This is a genomic window from Rhodoferax sp. LB1P47, assembly GCF_056521445.1.
Window position 1 is genome coordinate 46,461 of sequence record NZ_JBWMAU010000011.1, and the last position, 21,818, is coordinate 68,278.

The 21,818-nt window shown below is 62.4% G+C and carries 17 protein-coding genes, 1 tRNA gene and 1 riboswitch; of the genes, 11 read left to right on the top strand and 7 right to left on the bottom strand.

What is annotated here, in order from left to right:
• The first annotated feature begins 33 nt into the window (after nt 1–33).
• From aceF to AC0969_RS13295, 5 genes are all read left to right on the top strand, one after another.
• Nucleotides 34–1,719, top strand: coding sequence for a dihydrolipoyllysine-residue acetyltransferase (gene aceF / locus AC0969_RS13275; protein ID WP_479624624.1), 1,686 nt, complete (start codon nt 34–36; stop codon nt 1,717–1,719).
• The gene (locus AC0969_RS13280) at nt 1,720–2,304 is read left to right on the top strand and encodes an Ntn hydrolase family protein (protein WP_479624625.1); all 585 of its coding nucleotides are present in this window, start codon (nt 1,720–1,722) and stop codon (nt 2,302–2,304) included. It abuts the gene before it with no gap.
• 15 nt (nt 2,305–2,319) lie between these two features.
• Entirely contained in the window at nt 2,320–4,164 is a 1,845-nt protein-coding gene (gene lpdA, locus AC0969_RS13285; RefSeq protein ID WP_479624626.1) for a dihydrolipoyl dehydrogenase, read from the top strand.
• A 100-nt stretch (nt 4,165–4,264) separates the two neighbouring features.
• Nucleotides 4,265–4,816 carry a Crp/Fnr family transcriptional regulator gene (locus tag AC0969_RS13290; protein WP_479624627.1) on the top strand — a complete coding sequence of 184 codons (552 nt, stop codon included), beginning with the start codon at nt 4,265–4,267 and terminating at the stop codon, nt 4,814–4,816.
• Nucleotides 4,817–4,885: 69 nt separating this feature from the next.
• On the top strand, nt 4,886–5,464 hold the full coding sequence (locus tag AC0969_RS13295) for an NAD(P)H-dependent oxidoreductase (RefSeq protein ID WP_479624628.1): 579 nt from the start codon (nt 4,886–4,888) through the stop codon (nt 5,462–5,464).
• A 72-nt stretch (nt 5,465–5,536) separates the two neighbouring features.
• On the opposite strand, the gene AC0969_RS13300 is transcribed toward AC0969_RS13295, so the two are convergent.
• Nucleotides 5,537–7,738 carry an SdiA-regulated domain-containing protein gene (locus AC0969_RS13300; protein ID WP_479624629.1) on the bottom strand — a complete coding sequence of 734 codons (2,202 nt, stop codon included), beginning with the start codon at nt 7,736–7,738 and terminating at the stop codon, nt 5,537–5,539.
• 211 nt (nt 7,739–7,949) lie between these two features.
• Here AC0969_RS13300 and AC0969_RS13305 point away from each other — a divergent pair, with 211 nt between their 5' ends.
• Nucleotides 7,950–8,885 carry a class I SAM-dependent methyltransferase gene (locus AC0969_RS13305; RefSeq protein WP_479624630.1) on the top strand — a complete coding sequence of 312 codons (936 nt, stop codon included), beginning with the start codon at nt 7,950–7,952 and terminating at the stop codon, nt 8,883–8,885.
• 50 nt (nt 8,886–8,935) lie between these two features.
• On the opposite strand, the gene AC0969_RS13310 is transcribed toward AC0969_RS13305, so the two are convergent.
• A complete protein-coding gene (locus AC0969_RS13310; RefSeq protein WP_479624631.1) occupies nt 8,936–9,913 on the bottom strand; it encodes a Tim44 domain-containing protein in 978 nt (325 codons plus the stop codon).
• A gap of 218 nt (nt 9,914–10,131) precedes the next feature.
• Here AC0969_RS13310 and AC0969_RS13315 point away from each other — a divergent pair, with 218 nt between their 5' ends.
• Entirely contained in the window at nt 10,132–10,686 is a 555-nt protein-coding gene (locus tag AC0969_RS13315) for a DUF3455 domain-containing protein (protein ID WP_479624632.1), read from the top strand.
• A 17-nt stretch (nt 10,687–10,703) separates the two neighbouring features.
• Nucleotides 10,704–10,805, top strand: a riboswitch (glycine riboswitch).
• A gap of 160 nt (nt 10,806–10,965) precedes the next feature.
• Nucleotides 10,966–12,204 (top strand): D-amino acid dehydrogenase, encoded by a 1,239-nt coding sequence (locus tag AC0969_RS13320; RefSeq protein WP_479624633.1) that lies wholly within the window; start codon nt 10,966–10,968, stop codon nt 12,202–12,204.
• A 57-nt stretch (nt 12,205–12,261) separates the two neighbouring features.
• On the opposite strand, the gene AC0969_RS13325 is transcribed toward AC0969_RS13320, so the two are convergent.
• Nucleotides 12,262–14,979 carry a DEAD/DEAH box helicase gene (locus AC0969_RS13325; protein WP_479624634.1) on the bottom strand — a complete coding sequence of 906 codons (2,718 nt, stop codon included), beginning with the start codon at nt 14,977–14,979 and terminating at the stop codon, nt 12,262–12,264.
• Between the two features lie 130 nt (nt 14,980–15,109).
• Between AC0969_RS13325 and AC0969_RS13330 the strand changes: the two genes are divergently transcribed.
• Both AC0969_RS13330 and AC0969_RS13335 read left to right on the top strand, forming a co-directional pair.
• Nucleotides 15,110–15,186: transfer RNA gene (locus AC0969_RS13330), tRNA-Arg, on the top strand.
• 235 nt (nt 15,187–15,421) lie between these two features.
• Complete coding sequence (locus AC0969_RS13335) at nt 15,422–16,093, top strand: hypothetical protein (protein ID WP_479624635.1); 672 nt, start codon at nt 15,422–15,424, stop codon at nt 16,091–16,093.
• A gap of 19 nt (nt 16,094–16,112) precedes the next feature.
• On the opposite strand, the gene AC0969_RS13340 is transcribed toward AC0969_RS13335, so the two are convergent.
• Entirely contained in the window at nt 16,113–16,832 is a 720-nt protein-coding gene (locus AC0969_RS13340; protein ID WP_479624636.1) for a Crp/Fnr family transcriptional regulator, read from the bottom strand.
• 247 nt (nt 16,833–17,079) lie between these two features.
• Here AC0969_RS13340 and AC0969_RS13345 point away from each other — a divergent pair, with 247 nt between their 5' ends.
• Complete coding sequence (locus AC0969_RS13345; protein ID WP_479624637.1) at nt 17,080–19,293, top strand: hypothetical protein; 2,214 nt, start codon at nt 17,080–17,082, stop codon at nt 19,291–19,293.
• Nucleotides 19,294–19,494: 201 nt separating this feature from the next.
• Here AC0969_RS13345 and AC0969_RS13350 read toward each other — a convergent pair whose 3' ends face one another.
• From AC0969_RS13350 to lexA, 3 genes are all read right to left on the bottom strand, one after another.
• The gene (locus AC0969_RS13350; RefSeq protein WP_479624638.1) at nt 19,495–20,502 is read right to left on the bottom strand and encodes a D-2-hydroxyacid dehydrogenase family protein; all 1,008 of its coding nucleotides are present in this window, start codon (nt 20,500–20,502) and stop codon (nt 19,495–19,497) included.
• 63 nt (nt 20,503–20,565) lie between these two features.
• Entirely contained in the window at nt 20,566–20,931 is a 366-nt protein-coding gene (locus AC0969_RS13355) for a hypothetical protein (protein ID WP_479624639.1), read from the bottom strand.
• Nucleotides 20,932–21,144: 213 nt separating this feature from the next.
• Nucleotides 21,145–21,810: a transcriptional repressor LexA gene (lexA, locus tag AC0969_RS13360; RefSeq protein WP_479624640.1), complete on the bottom strand. Its 666-nt coding sequence runs from the start codon at nt 21,808–21,810 to the stop codon at nt 21,145–21,147.
• Nucleotides 21,811–21,818 lie beyond the last annotated feature (8 nt).

The following is a 21,818-nucleotide window of genomic DNA, read 5'->3' on the forward strand; positions in this document are numbered from 1 at the left end:
ATCGGTTTTGCGCGCAATTTTGGAGACACAAACATGGCATTGATTGAAATTCATGTCCCCGACATTGGGGACTTTGACGAGGTGACCGTCATCGAGCTGATGGTCAAACCCGGCGATACCGTCAAGGCCGACCAGTCGCTGATCACCGTCGAATCCGACAAAGCCTCGATGGAAATCCCGTCCAGCGCCGCCGGTGTGGTCAAAGAGATCAAGGTTGCCCTGGGTGACAAGGTCAAGCAGGGCTCATTGGTGGTAATGCTGGAAGTAGCTGGCGACGCCGCCGCACCCGCTGCGGCCCCAGTTGAGGCATCAAAAGCGGCTCCAGCGCAGGCAGCACCTACGCCGGTAGCTACAACTCCTGTAGCAGCACCCGCCGCCGCACCTACGGCCTCCGGCCCGGTCCAAATCTTCGTGCCCGACATTGGCGACTTCAAAGACGTGGTCGTCATCGAAGTCATGGTCAAGGTTGGCGACACCATCAAGCAAGAGCAGTCGCTGATCACTGTTGAGAGCGACAAGGCTTCGATGGAAATCCCTTCTTCTTCGGCCGGTGTGCTCAAAGAGCTCAAGGTCAAGATGGGCGACACCATCAACATCGGCGACCTGCTGGCAATTCTGGAAGGCGTGGCCTCGGTTGCAGCGCCTGTTGCCGCTGCCGCTGCCGCTGCACCCGTGGCTGCCGTCGCGGCTACTGCGCCGGTTGCTGTCGTTGCATCCGTAGCCATAGCGCCTGCTGCGGCCCCTGCCGCCCACAACCCCACCGTGGCCCCCACCGGCGCGCTGCCCCACGCTTCGCCCTCGGTGCGCAAGTTCGCCCGCGAACTTGGCGTGCCCCTGGCCGAAGTCAAAGGCACGGGCCGCAAGGGCCGCATCACCGACTCCGACGTGCAAAGCTTCACCGCTTCGGTCATGTCTGGCGCGGTCAAAACGGTGGCCATCGCTGCAGCCCAAGCCAAGTCTGCCCCCGCAGGCGACGGCGGTGCGGGTCTGGGCTTGCTGGCCTGGCCCAAGGTGGACTTTGCCAAGTTCGGCCCGGTCGAGCGCAAGGACATGTCGCGCATCAAGAAGATCAGCGGCGCTAATTTGCACCGCAACTGGGTCATCATTCCGCACGTCACCAACCACGACGACTGCGACATCACTGAGCTGGAAGCCTTCCGCGTGCAGATGAACAAGGAAAACGAGAAGGCGGGCATCAAGCTCACCATGCTCGCCTTCATGATCAAAGCCAGCGTGGCCGCGCTCAAGAAGTTCCCCGAGTTCAACAGCTCGCTGGACGGCGACCAACTGGTGATGAAGCAGTACTTCAACATCGGCTTCGCAGCAGACACACCCAACGGCCTGGTCGTTCCGGTCATCAAGGATGCCGACAAAAAGGGGGTGGTCCAGATCAGCACCGAAATGGGCGAGCTGGCCAAGAAGGCTAGAGATGGCAAGCTCGGCCCCGCCGACATGAGCGGTGCCTGCTTCACCATCTCCAGCCTGGGCGGCATTGGCGGGCGTTACTTCACGCCCATCATCAACGCCCCCGAAGTTGCCATCATGGGCGTGTGCAAGAGCCAGATCGAACCCAAGTGGGACGGCAAGGCGTTTGTGCCCAAGCTGATGCTGCCGCTGTCGCTGAGCTGGGACCACCGCGTCATCGACGGTGCCTCTGCTGCCCGCTTCAACGTCTATTTCGGCCAGGTGTTGACCGACTTCCGTCGGGTACTGCTCTAAATGACAACGGTTGTCGTCGTTAAAAAATCCGGTGTGGTGGCCATCGCGGCCGACACGCTGGTGACCTTCGGCGACACCCGCCTGGGCAACCGCTTTGAAGACAACAGCAAAATCTTCAAAGTGGACACCCCGGCGGGCCCCAGCTTTATTGGCATGGCGGGCACAGTGGCGCACTTCCCCGCGCTGCGCCTGGCGATGGCCGGGTTGCCGCCCGAGCAGCTCTTGCTGGGCAGCAAAGACGAGGTGTTCAGCACCTTCACCAAGCTGCACCCGGTGCTGAAAGAAGCCTTCTTTCTGCAAACCAAAGAAGACGACAACGACCCCTACGAGTCCAGCCAGTTCAGCGTGGTGGTGGCCAACGCCACCGGCATCTACGGCCTGTACAGCTACCGCGAAGTTTTCGAGTTCAAAGAATTCTGGGGCATAGGCTCGGGGCGCAGCTTTGCGCTGGGCGCTCTGCACGCGAGCTGGGGCAGCGCCAAGTCGGCCCGCGACCTGGCCGTACTGAGCGTGCAAGCCGCCTGTGAATTCGACAAGAACTCTGCCGGGCCGGTGGAAGTTTTTACGCTCAAATTAAAGAAATAAGTGGAGATCAAACCAATGGCATCCCTAGATATCAAAGTCCCCGACATTGGTGATTTCGCCGAAGTCACCGTCATCGAGTTGATGGTCAAAGTGGGCGACACCATCAAAGCCGACCAATCCCTGCTGACCGTGGAGAGCGACAAAGCCTCGATGGAAATCCCGTCTAGCCACGGCGGCGTGGTCACCGCGCTCACGGTGGCGCTGGGCGACAAAGTCAAAGAAGGTTCGGTTGTTTTGACGCTGGAAGTCGCGGGCGCTGCGGTGGCCCCTGTTTTAGAGTCAAAAGTGGTTCCAGCGCAAGCAACACCTGCGCAAGCAGCTACGAATGTTGTAGCATCTGCCCCCGCGCCCACTGCCTCCAGCTTTGCCGGTACGGCCGACCTGGAATGCGACCTGCTGGTGCTCGGTGCGGGCCCTGGCGGCTACTCCGCCGCCTTCCGCGCCGCCGACCTGGGTTTGAAAGTCATCTTGGTCGAACGCTACGCCACCCTGGGCGGCGTGTGCCTGAACGTCGGTTGCATCCCCAGCAAAGCCTTGCTGCACGTAGCGGCAGTGATGGACGAAGTCAGCCACCTTGGCGCTTTGGGCATTGAGTTTGGTGCGCCCACCGTCAACATTGACATGCTGCGTGGCCACAAAGACAAAGTCATCACCAAGCTGACCGGTGGCTTGGCCGCCATGGCCAAGATGCGCAAGGTCACCACCGTGCGCGGCCTGGGCCAATTCGTCGGCGCCAACCACCTGCAGGTCGAAGAAACCACCGGTGCCCAAGGCCAGGAAAAAACCGGCAAAACCCAAACCATCGCGTTCAAGCGCGCCATCATCGCCGCCGGTAGCCAGGCCGTGCGCCTGCCCTTCATGCCCGAAGACCCGCGCGTGGTGGACAGCACCGGCGCGCTGGCGCTCAAGGAGGTTCCCAAGCGCATGCTGATCCTGGGCGGCGGCATCATTGGTTTAGAGATGGGCACCGTCTACAGCACCCTGGGCGCCCGCCTGGACGTGGTCGAAATGATGGACGGCCTGATGCAGGGCGCAGACCGCGATCTGGTCAAAATCTGGCAAAAAATGAACGCGCCACGTTTTGACAACATCATGCTCAAGACCAAGACCGTGGGCGCACGCGCCTTGCCCGAGGGCATCGAAGTCACCTTTGCCCCCGCAGAAGAGGGCGGTACCTGCCCCGCACCCCAGGTCTACGATCTGGTGCTGCAAGCCGTGGGCCGCACGCCCAACGGCAAGAAGATCGCCGCCGACAAAGCCGGTGTGGCCGTGACTGACCGGGGCTTCATCAACGTAGACATCCAGATGCGCACCAACGTGCCGCACATCTTCGCCATCGGCGACATCGTCGGCCAGCCCATGCTGGCCCACAAAGCCGTGCACGAAGCCCATGTGGCGGCCGAGGTCATCGCCGGTGAACTGCAAGGCAACAAGGAGCTGGCCGCCGCCGCCTTCAACGCCCGCGTCATCCCCAGCGTGGCCTACACCGACCCCGAAGTCGCCTGGGTCGGCCTTACCGAAGACCAGGCCAAGGCCCAAGGCATCAAGGTCAAAAAGGGCCTGTTCCCTTGGTCTGCCTCCGGCCGCGCCATCGCCAATGGCCGCGACGAAGGCGTCACCAAGCTGCTGTTTGACGACTCGCCAGAAGCCCACGGCCACGGCAAAATCCTCGGCGGCGGTATGGTCGGCACCCACGCAGGCGACATGATCGGTGAGATTGCGCTGGCCATCGAGATGGGCGCGGACGTGGTGGACATCAGCAAAACCATCCACCCGCACCCCACGCTCGGCGAGAGCATCGGCATGGCGGCAGAAGTGGCGCACGGCAGCTGCACGGACTTGCCGCCGGCGAAGAAGTAAGTTATCGAATTGCTACTGATTCAGTAGCTGGCCGCGCAGACTCATTAAGGGTTGCGCGGCTTTTTTGTTAATGGGGTTTTGGATATAGACTTATCCCACAATGAAGGCTCTGCACACCACTTTTCTGGAACTTGGCACCTGCCGCCAGGTGGATGCACGCCAGTCATTGCTGCGTGCCGGTGAGGTGGCGCAACGCCTCTATCTGGTAGAGCAGGGGTGTGCTCGGCTCTATGTGGTGGATGCAGAGGGGCGCGAGACCAGTACCCAGTTTTTCTTTGAAGGCGAGGTGGTGAGTTCGCTGGAGAGTTTTTTGACCGGACGTCCCAGTGCCTTGTACTTGGTCACTATGGAGGCTTGCCGTTTGCGTGTGCTGGAGCGGCGCGCCATCAATGCACGCGCCCAGACGGACCTTGCCCTGCAAGCGGATTTACAGCTGCTGACGCAGCAACGGCTCATCCACTACGCCAACCTCTACACCAGCGCTATTGCCGACTCGCCCACCCAGCGCTATCTCGCGTTGCAGGCGGCACACCAGCAGAGGCTGGAGCGTATCCCGCTGCACATTCTGGCGGCTTACCTGGGCGTGAGTGCGGTGCACCTGAGCCGGATTCGGCGCAAATTGAAAGAAACCCCGTCCGCCCGCGTCGTCTGAACCTTTGTTAATGACGGTACGGCATGCGTCGAGCACCATCGCTCCATCACAACTTCTGATGGAGCGCACATGCAAACCCTGGTCATTCTGGCCCACCCTTATTCCAATAGCTATTGCCACGCGCTGTACCAGCGGGTGGTGCTGAAACTCGAACAAGCTGGCCACACCGTGGACCGGTTGCATCTGGATGGCGAAGACTTTGATCCCGTCATGCGGGGTGCAGATTTGGCTGTTTATGCACGAGGCCAAAGTGCCGATCCCGCTGTGCCGCGCTACCAAGCACGTATTGACGCAGCCCAGCAAGTGGTCTTCATTTTCCCGATCTGGTGGGAGGTTATGCCCGCTTTGCTCAAGGGCTTTCTCGACAAGGTGTTTACCAATGGATGGGCCTATGAACCGTCCAAGCTTGGTGTCAAGGGGCTGCTCACCCACATCCAGCGCGCCGTCGTCGTGACCACCATGAACACGCCCAAATGGGCTTATCGCTGGTTGTATGGCGATGCGGTGCAGCGCGCACTGGTGCGCGGCACGCTGCGCAAATGCGGCGTGCGCAAGGTGGAGTGGGTCGCCCTGTCACCTGTGAGCCATGCCACGGATTCCAAACGCCAAGCTTGGCTCCAGCAAGTGGGTGCCATGTTTTCTGCGTAGCTGCTTGCAGCACCCATCAAAAAAGCCCGGACACGCAAATGTCCGGGCTTTTTACATGACTGCTTCCCAACTTCAGGGGAACAGCGATCCGCCCGTCAGCGGGTACGGCGTGGTGTTGTCGCGCGCCCAGTTGGCGGTGTTGGCGATGCGGGCACGCAGGGCGGCAATGTCGGTGGCATCCAGCGAACCGGCAAAGCGCACGTTGTCTTCGGGTGTGAAGGCGATGAACGCGCCTGCGCTGGCCAGGGCGGCTTGCAGCGTGGTGTCCAGCGGGCCCGCAGTGCCGAGGTTGATGGCGGCGAGGTAGCGGTCTACGGTGAGGTTTCCGGCGGTGGTGGCGGTCAGGCTGGCGATGCTGCCCTGGAAGGCGAAGATGGTTTCGCTGTTCGGGCTGATGCCGCCGCCGGGGCCGGTGATGCTGCCTTTGTCGGTGGTGGGGGTGGCGGCGTCGGTCTGCACGCTCACCACCGTGCCCACGGCGTAGGCGCGGTCGGCAGTCCACTGGAAGGCCGATTCGTTGGTGGCGGTCAGGCTGTCGCGGTCGCTGAAGAACACGGTGGTGCCGGGGGCGATGGCGCGCAGCAGGATGAAGGCAAACGCGTCCGGCGTGTCGGCATTGGCGGCGATGAACAGCAGGTCGCCAGCAGCCAGCGTGGTGGGTGGCGCGGTGCCCAGGGTGGTGAAGTTCAACAGGCTGCTGTCGCTGATGCCTGCAAACGCGTTGCCTGCGGTATCCACCAGGGCGGTGGCCGATACCAGCACGCTGTAGCCAGTGCCGGTGCGCAGGTCGCTGCTGGGGTTCAATGTGACGGTGCTGCCGCTGATGCTGACCTGGCTGGTGTCGCTGGCGCTGAGTGTGCGCACGTCGTCTGTGCCGTTGGTGATGGTGAAGCTGCCCGCACCGGCGCGCACGGCCTCACTCAAGCTGAGGGTGATGTTGCTGCCCTCGGCAATGCCGGTGGCGTTGTCCGCCGGGGTGCTGCTGGCATAGGTGGGGGCGGTGGTGTCGGGCACGCTGGTGAAGGCCAGGGTTTGTGCACTGGCCACGGCCTGGGTGGCCACGCCACTGGCCGCGCGGAACACGCCGCTGGCGTACTGGATGCTGTACGTGGTGTTGGGGGCCAGGTCGGCGCTGGGGTTGATCTTGACGGTGCTGCCGCTGAAGCTGACCTGGGTGCTGTCGGTTACCGCGATGGTGCGGGTGTCGCCACCGCTGCCCACCAGGGTGATGTTGCCGGTGCCTGCGGTCACGGCGGCGGGGAAGGTAAGGTAGGCATTGCTGCCCAAGCCCACGGCGGCGCTGCTGCGGGTCGGTGCGTACACCCACAGTTGCGGCAGGGCCTGGCTGCCACCACCGGCTTCGTTGGTTACGTACATGTTGAGCTGCTTGTCGAAGGTGATGCCTTCGTGCGCGGCGACCTGGGGGATGTCGAGCGTGCCGTAGATGCGGCCTGCGCGGTCCATCTTCAGGATGCGGCCGGTGTCGTTGCTCAAGACCATCAGGTGGCTGTAGTCCGCCGCCGTGCTGGCCAGCGTGTTCGACAGGGCGTGGATGTCGCCAAAGTCCAGCACGCCCGCCAGGGCAGGGTCAAACAGATTGGTGGGGTTTTCGGTGGTAGCCGAGCCGTTGGACGCGGTGCCTGCGCTGAAGTTCAGCGTGGTCTGGAAGATGCCCAGCGGCGACAGTTCTTTGACGAAGATGTAGCCGCCAGTCAGCGGGTCAAAGCTCACGCCTTCCAGCCCCACATTGCCTACCGTGGTGCCCAGCTTGACGCTGCGCACGGTGGCCGCGTCCAGCGTGGTGCCTGCGGCGTAGGTCAGCAGGTTGGCGGTGCGCAGGCGCTCGTTGGCCACCACAAACTGGCCGCCGCCAATCGCGGTAATACCTTCGGGGTCGGCAAACAGGCCTGCGGGCAGGTTCATGGTGTCGATGACCGCGCCGGTTTTGGAGATCTGGGTGATGTAGGTGCCTTCATCGCCAATGATGAACAGGCTGTCGGTGGCGGCGTTGTAGGTTACGGCGGACACTTCGGCGGCAATCTGGTTGGCCCCGGCGGTCAGGTTAACGGGCAGGGTGTAGCGGCCGGCCAGGGTGTAGTTGCTGAGGTCCAGGCTCTCCGTGGGCGACACGAAGGCCAAGGTGGGCGTGCCCAGCGGGGCCTCTTCGCCGTCACCGTCTCCGCAGGCAGCCAGCGCCAGCGCAATGCACAGGGCCAGGGTGGCCGGTGCCCAGCGGGAACGCAGAGTGTGGGAGGAGGGCGGAGAAAACTGCATGGGGTAGGCCTTGGTGACAAAGCCTATGAGCTTAGAAGTGGGGCGTGACAAAGCCGTGACTCTGGAGTGGCAGATGTGTGTATGCCAGGTTGCCCGGCGGCGCAGTAAGCTGCTTGGCTTAAAATCCGAATGCTACAAATTCAGTAGCTGGCTGCGCAGATTCCATATGGGCTGCGGGGCTTTTTTCTTTAAATATTTAAATAGTACGCCGATGCAAGCCTTACTCAACGCCATCGCCTCGATGGACCTGCCTACCGATGCGCAGCGCATTTTTCATGGCCGGGGCGGTCTGTATCCGGGCTGTGAGCACTGGGCGCTGGATGCTTTTCCACCGGTTGTGGTGTTGACCAGTTTCCAGCCTGCCAGCGATGACGAACTGGCCACGATCGGCGCTGCCTTGGCCGCGCGCTGGCAACAGCTGGCACCGGAGCAACCGCTGAACTGGGTCTACCAATGCCGCTTCGATGGCCGCACCGAGACCCGGCTGATGGCTGGGGCAGTGCCGGACCCGCATGTGGTCACGGAGCAGGGCGCACGCTACCGGGTGCATGTGCTCAAGGGGCAGAACCACGGCCTGTTTCTGGACATGGCCGAAGGCAGGCGCTGGGTGCATAACCATGTGCAGTCTTTGGCCCACGTGGCGGGCCGCCCGGACTTTCGGGTGCTGAACCTGTTTGCCTACACCTGCGCTTTCTCGGTGGTGGCTTTGCAGGCCGGTGCCAAGCTGGTGGTCAATGTGGACATGGGCCAGGGGGCCATCGGCATTGGGCAGCAAAACCACCGGCTGAATAACCTGACCACCGGGGCCAGCTTTTTGCCGCACGACATCTTCACCACCTGGGGCAAGATCAACCGCAGCGGCCCGTACGACCTGGTTATCGTAGACCCGCCCAGTTTTCAGAAAGGCAGCTTCATCGCCACCAAGGACTACGCCCGCCTGATGCGCCGCCTGCCCGATCTGCTGATGCACGGCGGCCATGTGCTGCTGTGCCTGAACGCGCCGGAGCTGGGCGTGGCGTTTCTGCAAGACCAGATGCGGGTTCTGGCGCCTGCGCTGGCGTTTGTCGAGCGGCTGGCCAACCCGGCGGTGTTTGCCGATGTGTCGGATGAGCGGGCGCTGAAGGTGCTGGTTTACCGGGCCCCATGAAAAAAGCCCCGGCTGTGGGGCCGGGGCTTTGCAAGTAACGCGGCAGATTTTTACATCTGCTGGATGCCCGACAGTACCCAGCCGCCGTTGCCTTGCAGCGGCTTGGTCAGGTGCCAGACTTCGTCGAACGATTCAGACGGCGCGCTGGCTTCTTCGCGGATCAGGCCGGTGAAGCGCACGCTGACGATGTAGTGGCCGTTTTCTTCCACCACTTCGAACACGTTACCGTCGATGCTGACCACATCGGTCTGCTGGGTCCCGGCACCGCGTTCGGTCAGGTCCATCTTCAGCTGGGCAAACATTTCCGGCGTGGTGAACTGGCGGATATCTTCCAGGTTGCCCGCGTCGTTGGCGGCTTGCAGGCGAATGAAGTTGACCTTGGCGTTGCGCACAAAGCCAGCGGTGTCAAAGTCGTCCGGAATGGACGGGCTGGCGACGGGGCTGGACAGGCCAGAACCTATGCTGGATCCAATGCTGGAACCGATGGCCGAACCCACTACCGACGCAGGCACTGCGGTCTTGAATGCGGCGCTGTTATCCGCCGCAGGCGTGGCGTGTGCATCCGCAGGTGCACCGGCACCGGCGTACTGCATGCCGCCCACGGTGTTGCCACCCGCTTGCTGGCGTGCCGCAGCACGTTTGCGCATGAAGAAGCCCACGCCCAGCATCACGGCTGCGGCCAGCAGGCCATACATCAGCATCGACGACAGTGCGCCACCCAACCCCATAGACGAAGCCAAAGCGGCCAGGCCCAGGCCAGCGGCGAGGCCCGCCAAGGGGCCCATCCACGAGCGCTTGGGCGCGGCTGCAGCCGCAGCAGCCGTTCCGGCAGCCGCAGGTGCGGCGGCAGACGCGTTTGCTGGCGTTTGGTTCGGGGTGGCGGTGGGAGCTTTGTTAGGCGTGGCAGCCTGGCGCTGCATGCCTAGCGACTTGCCCGCGCCCATGCGCTTGGCGGCATCGGCATCCATCGGGGCGCTGGACAAACCGATGGTGACCACGACGGCCAACATGGACAGAAATTTTTTCATGGTGTTCTCCGGTTGAAAAAGAATTAGAAGCGGCCACGATCGTAGCCCATAAATACTGGATAAAAAGCAGACTAATGGAGATGAATACTTCTGTAAAAAGTGAATGTTAAATAAATGCAGTCGATTTGAATCCAGCGGCAACGGGGCTGCGTATATAGAGCGGCAGCACCTTGGCGTGTTGCGGCTTTTGAACCCAACTTCTTTGACTGGAGCCCCCTATGTTGACCACACGCATTTCCACCTTTGCCGCCACCGCAGTTGCCACGTTGTTGACGGCCTGCGGCTCTATGGCCCCGATGCAACCCATGTTCAGCCAAAACAACCTGCCCGAGGCGGTCAAAGTGCCGATGGGCCACGCCGTGGCCATGGAAACCGTGGGCGTGGGCGAGATCACCTACGAATGCCGTGACAAAGCCAACGCCCCCGGCATGACCGAATGGGTTTTCGTGGGCCCCAATGCGGTGCTGAACAACCGCAGCGGCAAACAAGTGGGCAAATACTTTGGCCCGCCTGCCACCTGGGAATCTATGGATGGCTCCAAGCTCACGGCCACCCAACTCGCCGTGGCCCCGGCAGGCGCCGGCAATATCCCCCTGCAACTGGTAAAGGCCAACCCGGCTATGGGCATGGGCGCGATGGCTGGCATCACGCACATCCAGCGTGTGGCCACAGTGGGCGGCGTAGCCCCGGCCAGCATGTGCAGCGCCGCCAACAAGGGCAGCAAAGAAATCGTGAAGTACCAGGCCGACTACATCTTCTGGAAGGCGGCGTGAGTCGAGTGGGATAATCAGCGTCGATACCGGGAGAGACTGCTCCCCCTGCATGCAGGAAAACCAGCGCCGAAGGAGCAACCGCCCCGGAAACTTTCAGGCAAAAGGACCGGTATCCACACCACACACATCTGAAGAGCAGCTGGGTTTCGTCACCCGGCTCACCGCAGGAGCAAGCGGCCTGGCAGTATGCCTGCCGTGAATCTCTCAGGTCCAAAACAGAGGGGGCGATAGCTGCGCATGGTTGTTGCTATCCCCCTGTGACGTTTTGGAGCTCTCATCATGAAAAAATCTACAACCAGCATGGCCGTTATCGGCGGCGGTATCACGGGCGTTACCACGGCCTACGCTTTGGCCAAACGCGGTTTTGCCGTCACTCTGTTCGAAAAACACCGCTACGCGGCCATGGAAACCTCGTTTGCCAATGGCGGGCAGTTTTCGGTGTCGAATGCCGAGGTGTGGAACCACTGGTCCACGGTGCTCAAGGGCCTGCAATGGATGCTGCGCAGCGATGCGCCGCTGCTGGTCAACCCCAAGCCCAGCTGGCACAAGATGGCCTGGTTTGCCGAGTTCATTGCCGCCATACCGCAGTACGAAAAAAATACCATCCAAACCACCCGCCTGGCGATGGCTGCGCGCCAGCATCTGGATGCCTGGGCAGCCGAGGAGGGCCTGGACTTTGACCACAAGCGCGAAGGCATCCTGCATATTTACCGCGACAAGGGCAACTTTGTGCATGCGGGCAAGGTCTCCAAACTGCTAGCCCAGGGCGGACTGGACCGCCGCGCCGTCACCCCGCAAGAGATGCGCGCTATCGAACCCACCTTGGCAGGCAACTACTACGGCGGCTACTTCACCGAGAGCGACACCACCGGCGACATCCACAAATTCAGCACCGGCATCGCAGCCGCCGCCGAGCGCCTGGGCGTGCAAACCCGCTACGGCCATGCCATCCAGAGCGTCAAAAGCGACGGCAAGTCCGTGACCATCACCGCGCAAGACGGTGACGACACCCACACCGGCGTGTTCGACGGCGTGGTGGTGTGTGCGGGCACAGCGAGCCGCGACATTGCCGCCCAGCTGGGCGACCGGGTCAACATCTATCCGGTCAAGGGTTATTCCATCACGGTGCACCTGGACGACGCGCACAGCCAGGCATCGGCCCCCATGGTCAGCCTGCTGGACGACGAAACCAAGCTGGTCAGCAGCCGCCTGGGGGCAGGGCGCTTTCGGGTGGCGGGCACGGCCGAATTCAATGGCTACAACCGCGACATCCGGGCCGACCGCATCCGCCCGCTGGTGGAATGGGTGCAGCAGTGCTTTCCCGGCGTGCGCACCGAAAACGTGGTGCCCTGGGCCGGGCTGCGCCCCATGATGCCGAACATGCTGCCCCGCGTCGGCCCGGGCAAGCGGCCCGGCGTGTTCTACAACACCGGGCACGGGCATTTGGGTTTGACGCTGTCGGCGGTGACGGCTGACATGGTTGCAGCGATGGTGGCGGCCCGCCCGTTGCATATATAAGAAATAGGCCGCTTGCGCCCATCACATGGGCGCAAGCAGCTATTGTTTTGATAGTTTTCAGGCGGCGCGGCTGCTGGTGCGGCCCCAACGGCGGGCGGCTTGCTCGGGGGATTGCGTGATGGCCCCGCTGCCTAACGGGGCCAGCAGGGCATCCAGATCGGCCGCATCAAACTTCAGCCCGCCCTGGGCATCAACGCCTAGCACGCTGTTGGCCAGCGCCAGCTTGCGGGCTTGCAGCTCCAGCATGCGCTCTTCGATGCTGCCTTCCACCACCAGCTTGTAGACAAACACCGGCTGGTCCTGGCCGATCCGGTGGGCGCGGGCGGTGGCCTGTTCCTCCACGGCGGGGTTCCACCACGGGTCCATGTGGATGACGGTGTCGGCGGCGGTGAGGTTCAGGCCCACGCCACCGGCTTTCAAACTCAGCAGCAGCACGGGTACTTCCTTGGCTTGGAAGCGTTGCACCACGCTGCCGCGCTCTTTCGGTGGGGTTTTGCCGGTCAGGCTCAAAAACGGCAACGCCAAAGCCTCCAGCTGTTCGGCCACCAGTACCAGTAGCTCGGTGAACTGCGAAAACACCAGCACCCGCCGCCCCTCGGCCACCATCTCGGGAAGCATGTCGGCCAGCAGCGCCAGCTTGGCGCGTTCCATGGTTTTGGCGGGCTTCTTTCCCTTGAGCAGATGCGGGTCGCAACAGACCTGGCGCAGCTTGAGCAGTGCATCGAGGATGGTCACTTGCGCGCCGTTGAAGCTTTGGCGCTCCAGCACGCGGCGCACCTGCAGGTCGGCTGCGGCACGCACGCCTTCGTAGAGCTCGCGCTGCTGGCCTTGCAGCTGTACGCGCAGGATGACTTCGGTGCGCGGGGGCAGTTCGCTGGCTACGTCCTGTTTGCGGCGGCGCAATATGAAGGGGCGCACCCGCTGGGCCAGCAGAGCGGCGCGCAGGGTTTCGCCGTTGTCTTCAATGGGCTTGCGCCAGCGTGCGGCAAAGCTGCGTGCATCGCCCAAAAAGCCGGGCATCAGCCAGTCGAACTGCGCCCACAGCTCGCCCAGGTGGTTCTCCAGCGGCGTGCCGGTCAGACACAGGCTGTGGCGGTTGTGCAGGCGGCGTAGGGCGCGGGCGCTGCGGCTGCCGGCGTTTTTGACCATCTGCGCTTCGTCCAGGATGACCAGGTGAAAGTGCTGCGCCGCCAGCGCATCCATGTCGCGCCACAGCAGCGGGTAGGTGGTCAGCACCAGGTCGTGCTGGGGCATTTGCGTAAACAAATCTGCGCGGTCTGGCCCTTGCAGCGTCAGCAGGCGCAGGCCGGGGGCCATGCGGCGGGCCTCGGCCTGCCAGTTAAAGATAAGCGAGGTGGGCAGCACCACCAGTGCGGGCAGGTCCAGGCGACCGGCTTGTTTCTCCACCAGCACATGGGCCAGGGCCTGCGCGGTTTTGCCCAGGCCCATGTCGTCGGCCAGAATGCCGCCCAGGCTGTGGGTGCGCAGGTATTGCAGCCAGGCCAGGCCTTCCAGTTGGTAAGGGCGCAATTGCACTTGCAGGCCTTCGGGCGTGGCCACAGGCTGCGGCACGCCCAGCGCGGTGAGGCGTTTGGCCAGGCTGGCCAGGCCCAGGTCGCCTGCTAGCTGCCAGGCGTTGTGCGGGCCGACGCGGTGCGCGTCCAGCAGCCCGGCGCGCAGGGACTCCAGCCGCCGCGCCTCCCACGCACCCAGGCGCAGCAGGCCGTTGTTGTGGTGGCGCAGCGGGTCGGTCAGCAAATCGACCATCGCGCCGACGATGGCCTTCAGCGGTGCGGCGGGTGCGTCAATGCGTCGGCCACCGGGCGCGCGCAGGCGGATGGTGGCGTGGTCGTCGATGGCGGCGATCTGGTCGGCGTGCAGCCAGCGGCTGTCGCGCTGGAGCAGGTCGGCCAGCATGGGGGCCAGGTCCAGGGTTTCGCCGTCGATCTCGATGCCTAAGCTCAGCAGCCACGCGCCTTCGCGCTCGGGCAGGCGCAGCTTTTGCACGCCGCGCTCGGGCTTGCGCAGCGGCTCGGCCAGTTCTTTGCTGGCGATGTCGCCGGTGTCGGGGTGGATGTGCAGCCGCCAACGCTGCACCGGCACGCTTTCATGCGCAAAGCCGGGTTGCACGGCCACCGCCCAGCCTTGGGCCTGCAAGCGCGGCACCTGGTCGGCCCAGAAGTCGCCAAAAAAGGCCTCTTGCACCAGCGTCCACACCGGGCCGAGGGTGGGGCGGTCATCCCGGTTGCGCCACTGGAAGCTGTGCGCGGCTACCGGCACCAGGCCCAGCTCCCACACCTGGTCCATCGCATCGGCTTCGGCCGCCAGGTTGCGCTGCATCTGCACCACCGGGCCGCCGGTGTCGAACAGTTCTTGCACGGCGGCGGGGCGGTTGTTCAGGATGGAGGTGGGCGCAGGTGTACTCCAGTGGTGGCCTGCGGTGGTGCGGTAGGTCCAATCGATCTGCGCCAGCGTTACGCTGTCGCCGCGCGGGCCCAGCTTGCCTTGTGGTTTGAGGCCCAGCAACCCGTCGCCCCGGCCCAGGGTTTGCAGGGTGATGCGGGGGCGGAAGTGGCCGATGTCGATGTCGCGCTCTGGTGGGGATGGTGCCGCGTGTTCTGGCGCTTCGTCCATCCGCAGCAAGGCCATAACCCGGGCCGCATCGGCATCGGCCAGGGTGGGCAGACCCTTGAGCGTGGCTGCGTCGGCCTGGTGGCGCAGCGCATCGACCCAGGCGGCGATGGCGTGGCGGGTGGGTGGCGACGTGCTGGGCATACGGGGATTGTGCCGTTAGGGGTGTGGAAGTAGCGGATGTGCCGTTATCATCGAAGACTTTCTGAATGTCGATTTGCGGAGCGCTTCGCAAATTGTCAAAAATGCTGGCAATAACGCCAGCATTTAAAGGCTACCCATAGCTCAGTTGGATAGAGCATCAGCCTTCTAAGCTGAGGGTCACAGGTTCGATCCCTGTTGGGTAGACCACAGCATGTCTTATTGCTGTAAGAAATTTTAGGCATCAAATGGGCCTATAGCGCTCATTCTGTATGCGCAAGCAGCTATACATAGTGTAGCAACCATCCCTTTGCCGTTTTGGGTACTGTGTTTTGCCAAACAACATCGCGCGCGCTGTGTCGCTGCGGATGGATGGTGCACATCGTCCCGTACCCGCGTGGGTCATTTCAATACACCTACGCACCTAAATAGAAAGCAGGCGCGCATGTTCAAGCGCATCAAAAACTGGCTCGGACGGACTTCGGGCCAAGGCCCCAGCCCGTCCGATCTGGAGGCCGTTAGTGGCTGGGCGAACACCCGGGGGCTGGCGTTTAACCTGCTGGACGACGGGGGGGGCTTTTCCCTGATCGGCACGGTGGGTGGGCGGCCTTGGCGGATGGAGCAGAGCCCGTCGGGCCGGGACTTTATTGCCGGTGCCGAGCTGCGGGCGCGGGCCGAGCTGGGCTTGCCCGAAGATTTGGCCATCATGCTGATCAACCGCCCGCTCAAAGAGTCGCTGGAGCGGCGTGTCTACGAGCAGGCCACCCACGGCGTGCAAACCTCGGTGGATGTGGATTTGCCCGAAGAAGCGCGCTGGCTGTCGCTGTACGACCAGGTGGGCTGGAACACTGCGCCGATGGCATTTTGGGAGCATTACGCCCTAGTTGCCGACACCCGCGCCCATGCCCAGCTGTGGCTGGAGGGGCCATTGATGGAGTTATTGCAGGCCTGGCCGACCAGCGCGGTGCAGCCCACCACGCCGTTTATTCTGCAAGTGCAGCGTGGCCGGATCTATCTGCGCATGGAGTATGCGCAGGCCGATATGCCAACGCTGCGGCATGCGGTGGCGGTGTTTACCCAGGCCTGTGTATCGGCACAGTTGCTCGCAAACGCTTGACCGTTAACGCAAAACCAAATTAGTGGTCCGCATCCACGATACGCAGCAGTGCCGTGCGGTCGCGGATCATCAGCCCCGCCGTTTCGATGGCAATCACGTCCTCGCGCTCCATAGCTTTCAGCTCCTGGTTGACGCGCTGGCGCGATGCGCCCAGCAATTGCGCCAGTTCTTCTTGTGCCAGTTGCAGGCTGATGCGGATTTCGTTGGCGTTGGCCAGGTTGGGAATGCCGTAGCTGCGCGCCAGATGCAGCAATTGCTTGGCCAGCCGGGCGCGCAAGGGCAGGGTGTTTAGGTCTTCCACCAGGCCAAACAGCTGGCGGATGCGGCGGGCTTGCAGGCGCAGCATGGCTTCGTACAGCTCGGTGTGCGTGGCCAGGATTTTTTTGAAGTCGGCCTTGGCGACGCACAGCAAGGTGGTCTCGCCGTGGGCGTAGGCATCGTGGGTGCGGCGGTCGCCGTCAAAAATGGCGATATCGCCAAACCAGGTGCCGGGCTCCATGTAGGTCAGGGTGATCTGCTTGCCGGAGAGCGAGGTGGAACTTACCCGCACCGCACCTTTGGCGCAGGCCACCCATTCCTCGGGTGGCTCGCCGCGTGCGGCAATCAGGCCATTGTCCTGGTAGCGCTTGACGTAGGCGCAGCGCAGGATGTCGTGCCGCAGCGACGGGGACAGCGATGCAAACCAGTGCCCGGAATTGATGGCGGCGCGTTCTTCAATTGTCAGAATAGGTTCGTCCATGGACTGTCTCTGGTGGCTGGTGAGCCGTGTATTGTCAGACTAGCGTCGCCTAGGTGACGCAAAAAACCCTGAATTGTGTCGCCTGCGTGTCTGATCGAGACACCCGGGGTTGGGTATTCACCGGTGTTTTTCTACCGGTAATCCCCACAGATAGCACGATAATTCCTGTTGTTTTAATGGCTACTGGCGGACATCCAATGGTATGGTCTGGATAAATCCCCCAAAACGTAATAAGTAAAAAATTGCAGTGAAACTACGCAACACCCTTCTTGGATCGACCCTCTTGGTCGCCGCATTTGGTAGCTCCGCCCTGTCTCTCGGCCGTGCGCGGGGTGCGGTGGTGTTGGGCCAGCCTCTGGACTTGGCTGTTGATGTCCGTCTCGATTCTGCTGACGACAGTGGCAATGCCTGTTTTGAAGCCGATGTATTCCACGGTGACGGGCAAGTGCCTTCCAACCGCGTGCGGGTCATCGTGATGTCGGGCGGGCAAGGGCAGGATGCGGTGGTGCGGATTCGTTCTTCGGCCATCGTGGATGAACCGGTGGTAGGCGTGGTCTTGCGCTCCATCTGTGGTCAAAAAGCCTCGCGCCGATACGATTTTTTAACCGACTTCGCGGTAGAAACCCGCGCAGCAACCGTACCGACCATCATTCCCGCCGTGGTCACGGCACCCTCGGTTGCCGAAGCACCCCAGGCGGCCCCTGCATCTGCTGTGCGCTCTGCACCCATCCGCAGCACCACCCCTCCCGTGGCCGTGGTGCGCCCCCCCAAGCCGGTGGCCAAGCCCAAGCCCATCCAGATCCAAGAACCGAAAGAGCCTAAAGAATCGGTAGCGCCCCCCAAGCCGCTGACCACCAAGGCGGAAGCGCCCGACAACAAGCCCCGCCTGAAGCTGGATGCCCCCGAGGCACCTGACGAACGGCTGGTCCAGCTCAAATCCGCCAGCGATCTGTTGCTGGCGCCCACGGATGACCCGCAAAAGCGTGAAGCTGCGGCCGCTGCCTGGCGCGAATTGAACCATCTGCCGGTTGAAAATGCCCAAGAAAAACAGCGCTGGATGGCGTTGGAAGCCGAGTCCAAAACACTCAAGGCCCTGTTGGCCAAAAACGAAGCCGACTTCAAGCAGCGCCTAGAAAAGCTGGAAAACAACCACTATGGCGAAGGCTTTGTGTACGGCCTGCTGGGCTTGCTGCTGGCCGCCATTGCCGCCGCCGCCTTCTTCTGGAACCGGGCACGGCAACGCATCCACTTTCCCCCCACCGACTGGGCGCGCCACGGCGAGCCCAGCACCGAAGAGTTAGGCGCTGCCGCCGCACCGATGAGCCGCCCCGCCTCGTTGGCCGCCCAGCTGCCGCCCAATACCTTGCCCGGCCCGAACCATGACGCCGACGTGGACGAGTCGCTCTTTGACGACCTGAAAAAATTAACGGCCATGACCATGGCCACCAAACCTTTGGTGCCCACGCCCCGCTCTGCTGCCACTGCGTTGCCAGCGCGAAGCATGTATTCCGAAGATTTTCTCGACGTGCAGCAGCATGCCGAGTTCTTTGTGTCTCTGGGGCAATACGACCAAGCGATTGATGTGCTGAAAAAGAGCATCCATGCCGATGCCAGCCCATTGGCCTATTTGGAATTGCTCAAGATCTACCACACGCTGGGCCGCCAGGCCGAATACCAGCAGGAACGCGATACGTTCAACCGCCAGTTCAATAGCCATATCCCGGCGTTTCCTGCGTTTACCCAGGAAGGGCAGACCTTGGAGGCGTACCCAGCCGTGCTGCACAGCATCGAAAGCCACTGGGGAACCGCTAAAGCGCTGGTCTTCATCGCGTCCTGCCTGTTTCGTGATGCCACGTTCGATGCTGGCAAACCCTTCGACCTGGCCGCTTACCGTGAACTCCTGTTGCTCTACGCGGTGGCCCAGGGCACCGTGCGCCAAGCGGATGGCACATTGCACGACACCATGCCCCAGGTGCGCGGCGGGCGAGTCAGCCGTCGGCAAGAGCTGGAGCTGGATCTCTCCCGGCCTGCTCCGCTGGATGTCGCCACGCCGAGCGACACCACCTTTACCCAGCCGATGGCGTTAATGTCGGAAATGGCCCCCCTAGACGGGCAAGATACGCATTCCGAGGCCTTGTCACCGGCATACCGCCAGCCGCTGGATCTTGACCTGGACCTCGACTTGAATCTGGATTTTTCCAATTCCGAGCTGATGGCGATGCAAGAGTTGCCAACCGCGCCGTTGGTGATTGCGCCAGCTCCCATGCCTCCATTGGCAGCGACAGTGCTGGACCTTGATTTGAACCTGGACTTGGACTTGGACTTGGGTACTGCGCCCAGTGCTAGCCCCTTGGAAACCGAACCGACCTCGCCGATAGCCCAGACCATCGACAGCCATATGCTGGAATTTGACCTGTTTGACCCCAAGGTCGAAGCCAAAATTTCCCCGAAAAAAGACTAAGCCCCAGACTCGCGCAGTCTCCCTTGCGGAGGGGCGCAGTCTGGCAAAGCCAGCTCTGAGGTGTTTCTGGATGCCGCGTGCTCTGGCGGTGAGGTAGGCAAAAAAAGCGGCAAAAACATGCCGTTTTAGGCCACTAGCGCAGTTTCTACCTGCGGGAGGAGCTACAAAATAATTTTCAAAATAGAGAGCGGATGTGCAGGATCAGCGCCGAACCTGTAATGCACCCGGATTGATGATGTTGGTCGGCGTGCCTTTGATGAAATTCAGTACGTTGTCAAACGCCGCATTGAAGTACAGCTCATAGCTGTTTTGCTCTACATAACCGATGTGGGGCGTGCAAATGCAGTTCTCCAGCCGCAGCAAGGCATGGCCTTGCAAAATTGGCTCGCTCTCAAACACGTCAATCGCCGCCATGCCAGGATGGCCCCGGTTCAGGCCAGCCAGCAGCGCATCGGGCTCGATCAGTTCGGCCCTTGAGGTGTTGACCAGCAAAGAGGTGGGCTTCATGCGCGACAGGTCTTCCAAGGTGACGATGCCCCGGGTTTCGTCGGTCAACCGCAGGTGCAGCGACAACACATCGGACTGTGCAAACAAGGCTTCCTTGCTATCAACCACTTCCACCCCGTCGGCCAGGGCGCGGGTGCGGGAGGTTTCGCGGCCCCAGACCAGCACCTTCATGCCGAAGGCGCGGGCGTAGGTGGTCACGATCTGGCCAATCCGGCCATAGCCCCAAATGCCCATAGTTTTGCCCTTTAGCACCGTGCCCATGCCAAAGTTGGGTGGCATGGACGCGGTTTTCATGCCCGACTGCTGCCATACCCCGTGCTTGAGGTTGCTGATGTACTGTGGCAGCCGCCGGGTGGAGGCCATGATCAACGCCCAGGTCAGCTCGGCAGGGGCGGTGGGCGAACCCACCCCCTCGGCCACAGCAATACCGCGCTCGGTACAGGCAGTGACATCCACATGGGCACCGATGCGACCGGTTTGGGCGATCATTTTGAGGCGGGGCAGCTTTTCGATCACCGCCCGGTTGAGCTGCGTGCGCTCCCGGATCAATACGATGATGTCGGCATCTTTAAGGCGTACCGACAACTGGCCTAGGCCCTTGACGGTGTTGGTGTAGACCTTGGCCGCATAGGGCTCCAGCTTGCTGGCGCAGTCCAATTTGCGGACTGCATCTTGGTAGTCATCGAGGATCACAATATTCATCCCCTGATTGTGCCTTGGTGCCAAGGCTTACCTGCCAGTACCTGCCGAACTTTGGGGCCAAGCTTATTGCAGCATTGCGCCGCTGCGGGGCGTAGATTCCAGTGCGGCCAGGCGCTCCAGTTCGGCACAGACATCGGCCATGCGGCCCGAAATGCGCATACGCCCGGCACTGGCGGCCGATGGGGGCGTTTCTATGACACGCAATACACGCACCGGGCGGCGTGCTATGGCCGGCGGCGGGGCGGTGCCGCTGGGACGGCTGGGGGGGCTAGCACAACTGGGCGACCACGCGGCGGTAGAGTGCGGTGCCTGGGGTGTGCGCGGTGCGTGCGGGCCCGATGCGCTGGCGGTGAGCCAGCCCATCCAACCCAGGAAAGAGCCTTGGAATGAACCTAGTAAACCCGTGGCCGAAAACGATGCGATTCCCATAGGACCTCCCCAACAAGCGGTGTTGAATACGGACGAAACGGTGGCTATATGCGCAGATATACGCGGATGGCAGATGGTGGATGTGGCGGGATGCTCCCGCATGCGGCTGCGCTTTACCTGGAATGAACGTGCAACAACTTTCATGGCTCGGGGTGCTCTGCACCCGAGCCCATGACCGTTAGGTTTGACGCTGCGCAGCTGCCGGTGGCGTGGCTACATCAGCAAGGTGTTGCGGATGAGTCCGACGGCCAGGCCTTCAATGGCGAAGCTTTCTTCCGGATCGACCACGATGGTGGGGTAGTCGGGGTTTTCGGGCAGCAGCTCGATGAGGTTTTTGGTGCGGCGGTAGCGTTTGACGGTGACATCGTCACCCAGCCGGGCCACCACGATCTGGCCGTTTTTGGCATCGGTGGCGGTCTGCACGGCCAGCAGGTCGCCGTCGAGGATGCCGATGTCGCGCATGGACATTCCGCGTACCTTGAGCAGGTAGTCGGGCTTGTGGCGGAACATGCTGGCTTCTAGGTGGTAGGTTTGGTCTACGTGTTCCTGCGCCAAAATTGGGGAGCCTGCTGCCACCCGGCCAATGAGGGGCAGGGCGAGTTGGCTGAGCAGGTTCTGTGAGCGCGATTCGTGGATGGAGCGCAGGGTTTCGCTTTTGAGGCGGATGCCACGCGAGGTACCGCTGACCAGTTCGATGGCACCCTTGCGGGCCAGGGCCTGGAGATGCTCTTCGGCGGCGTTGGCCGATTTGAAGCCCAGGGTGTTGGCGATTTCGGCCCGGGTGGGGGGTGCACCGGTGCGGGCAATGGCGGACTGGATCAGCTCCAGAATCTGCTGCTGGCGGGCGGTGAGTTTGGCGGGAAACGAGGGCAGATCCATAGGATGAC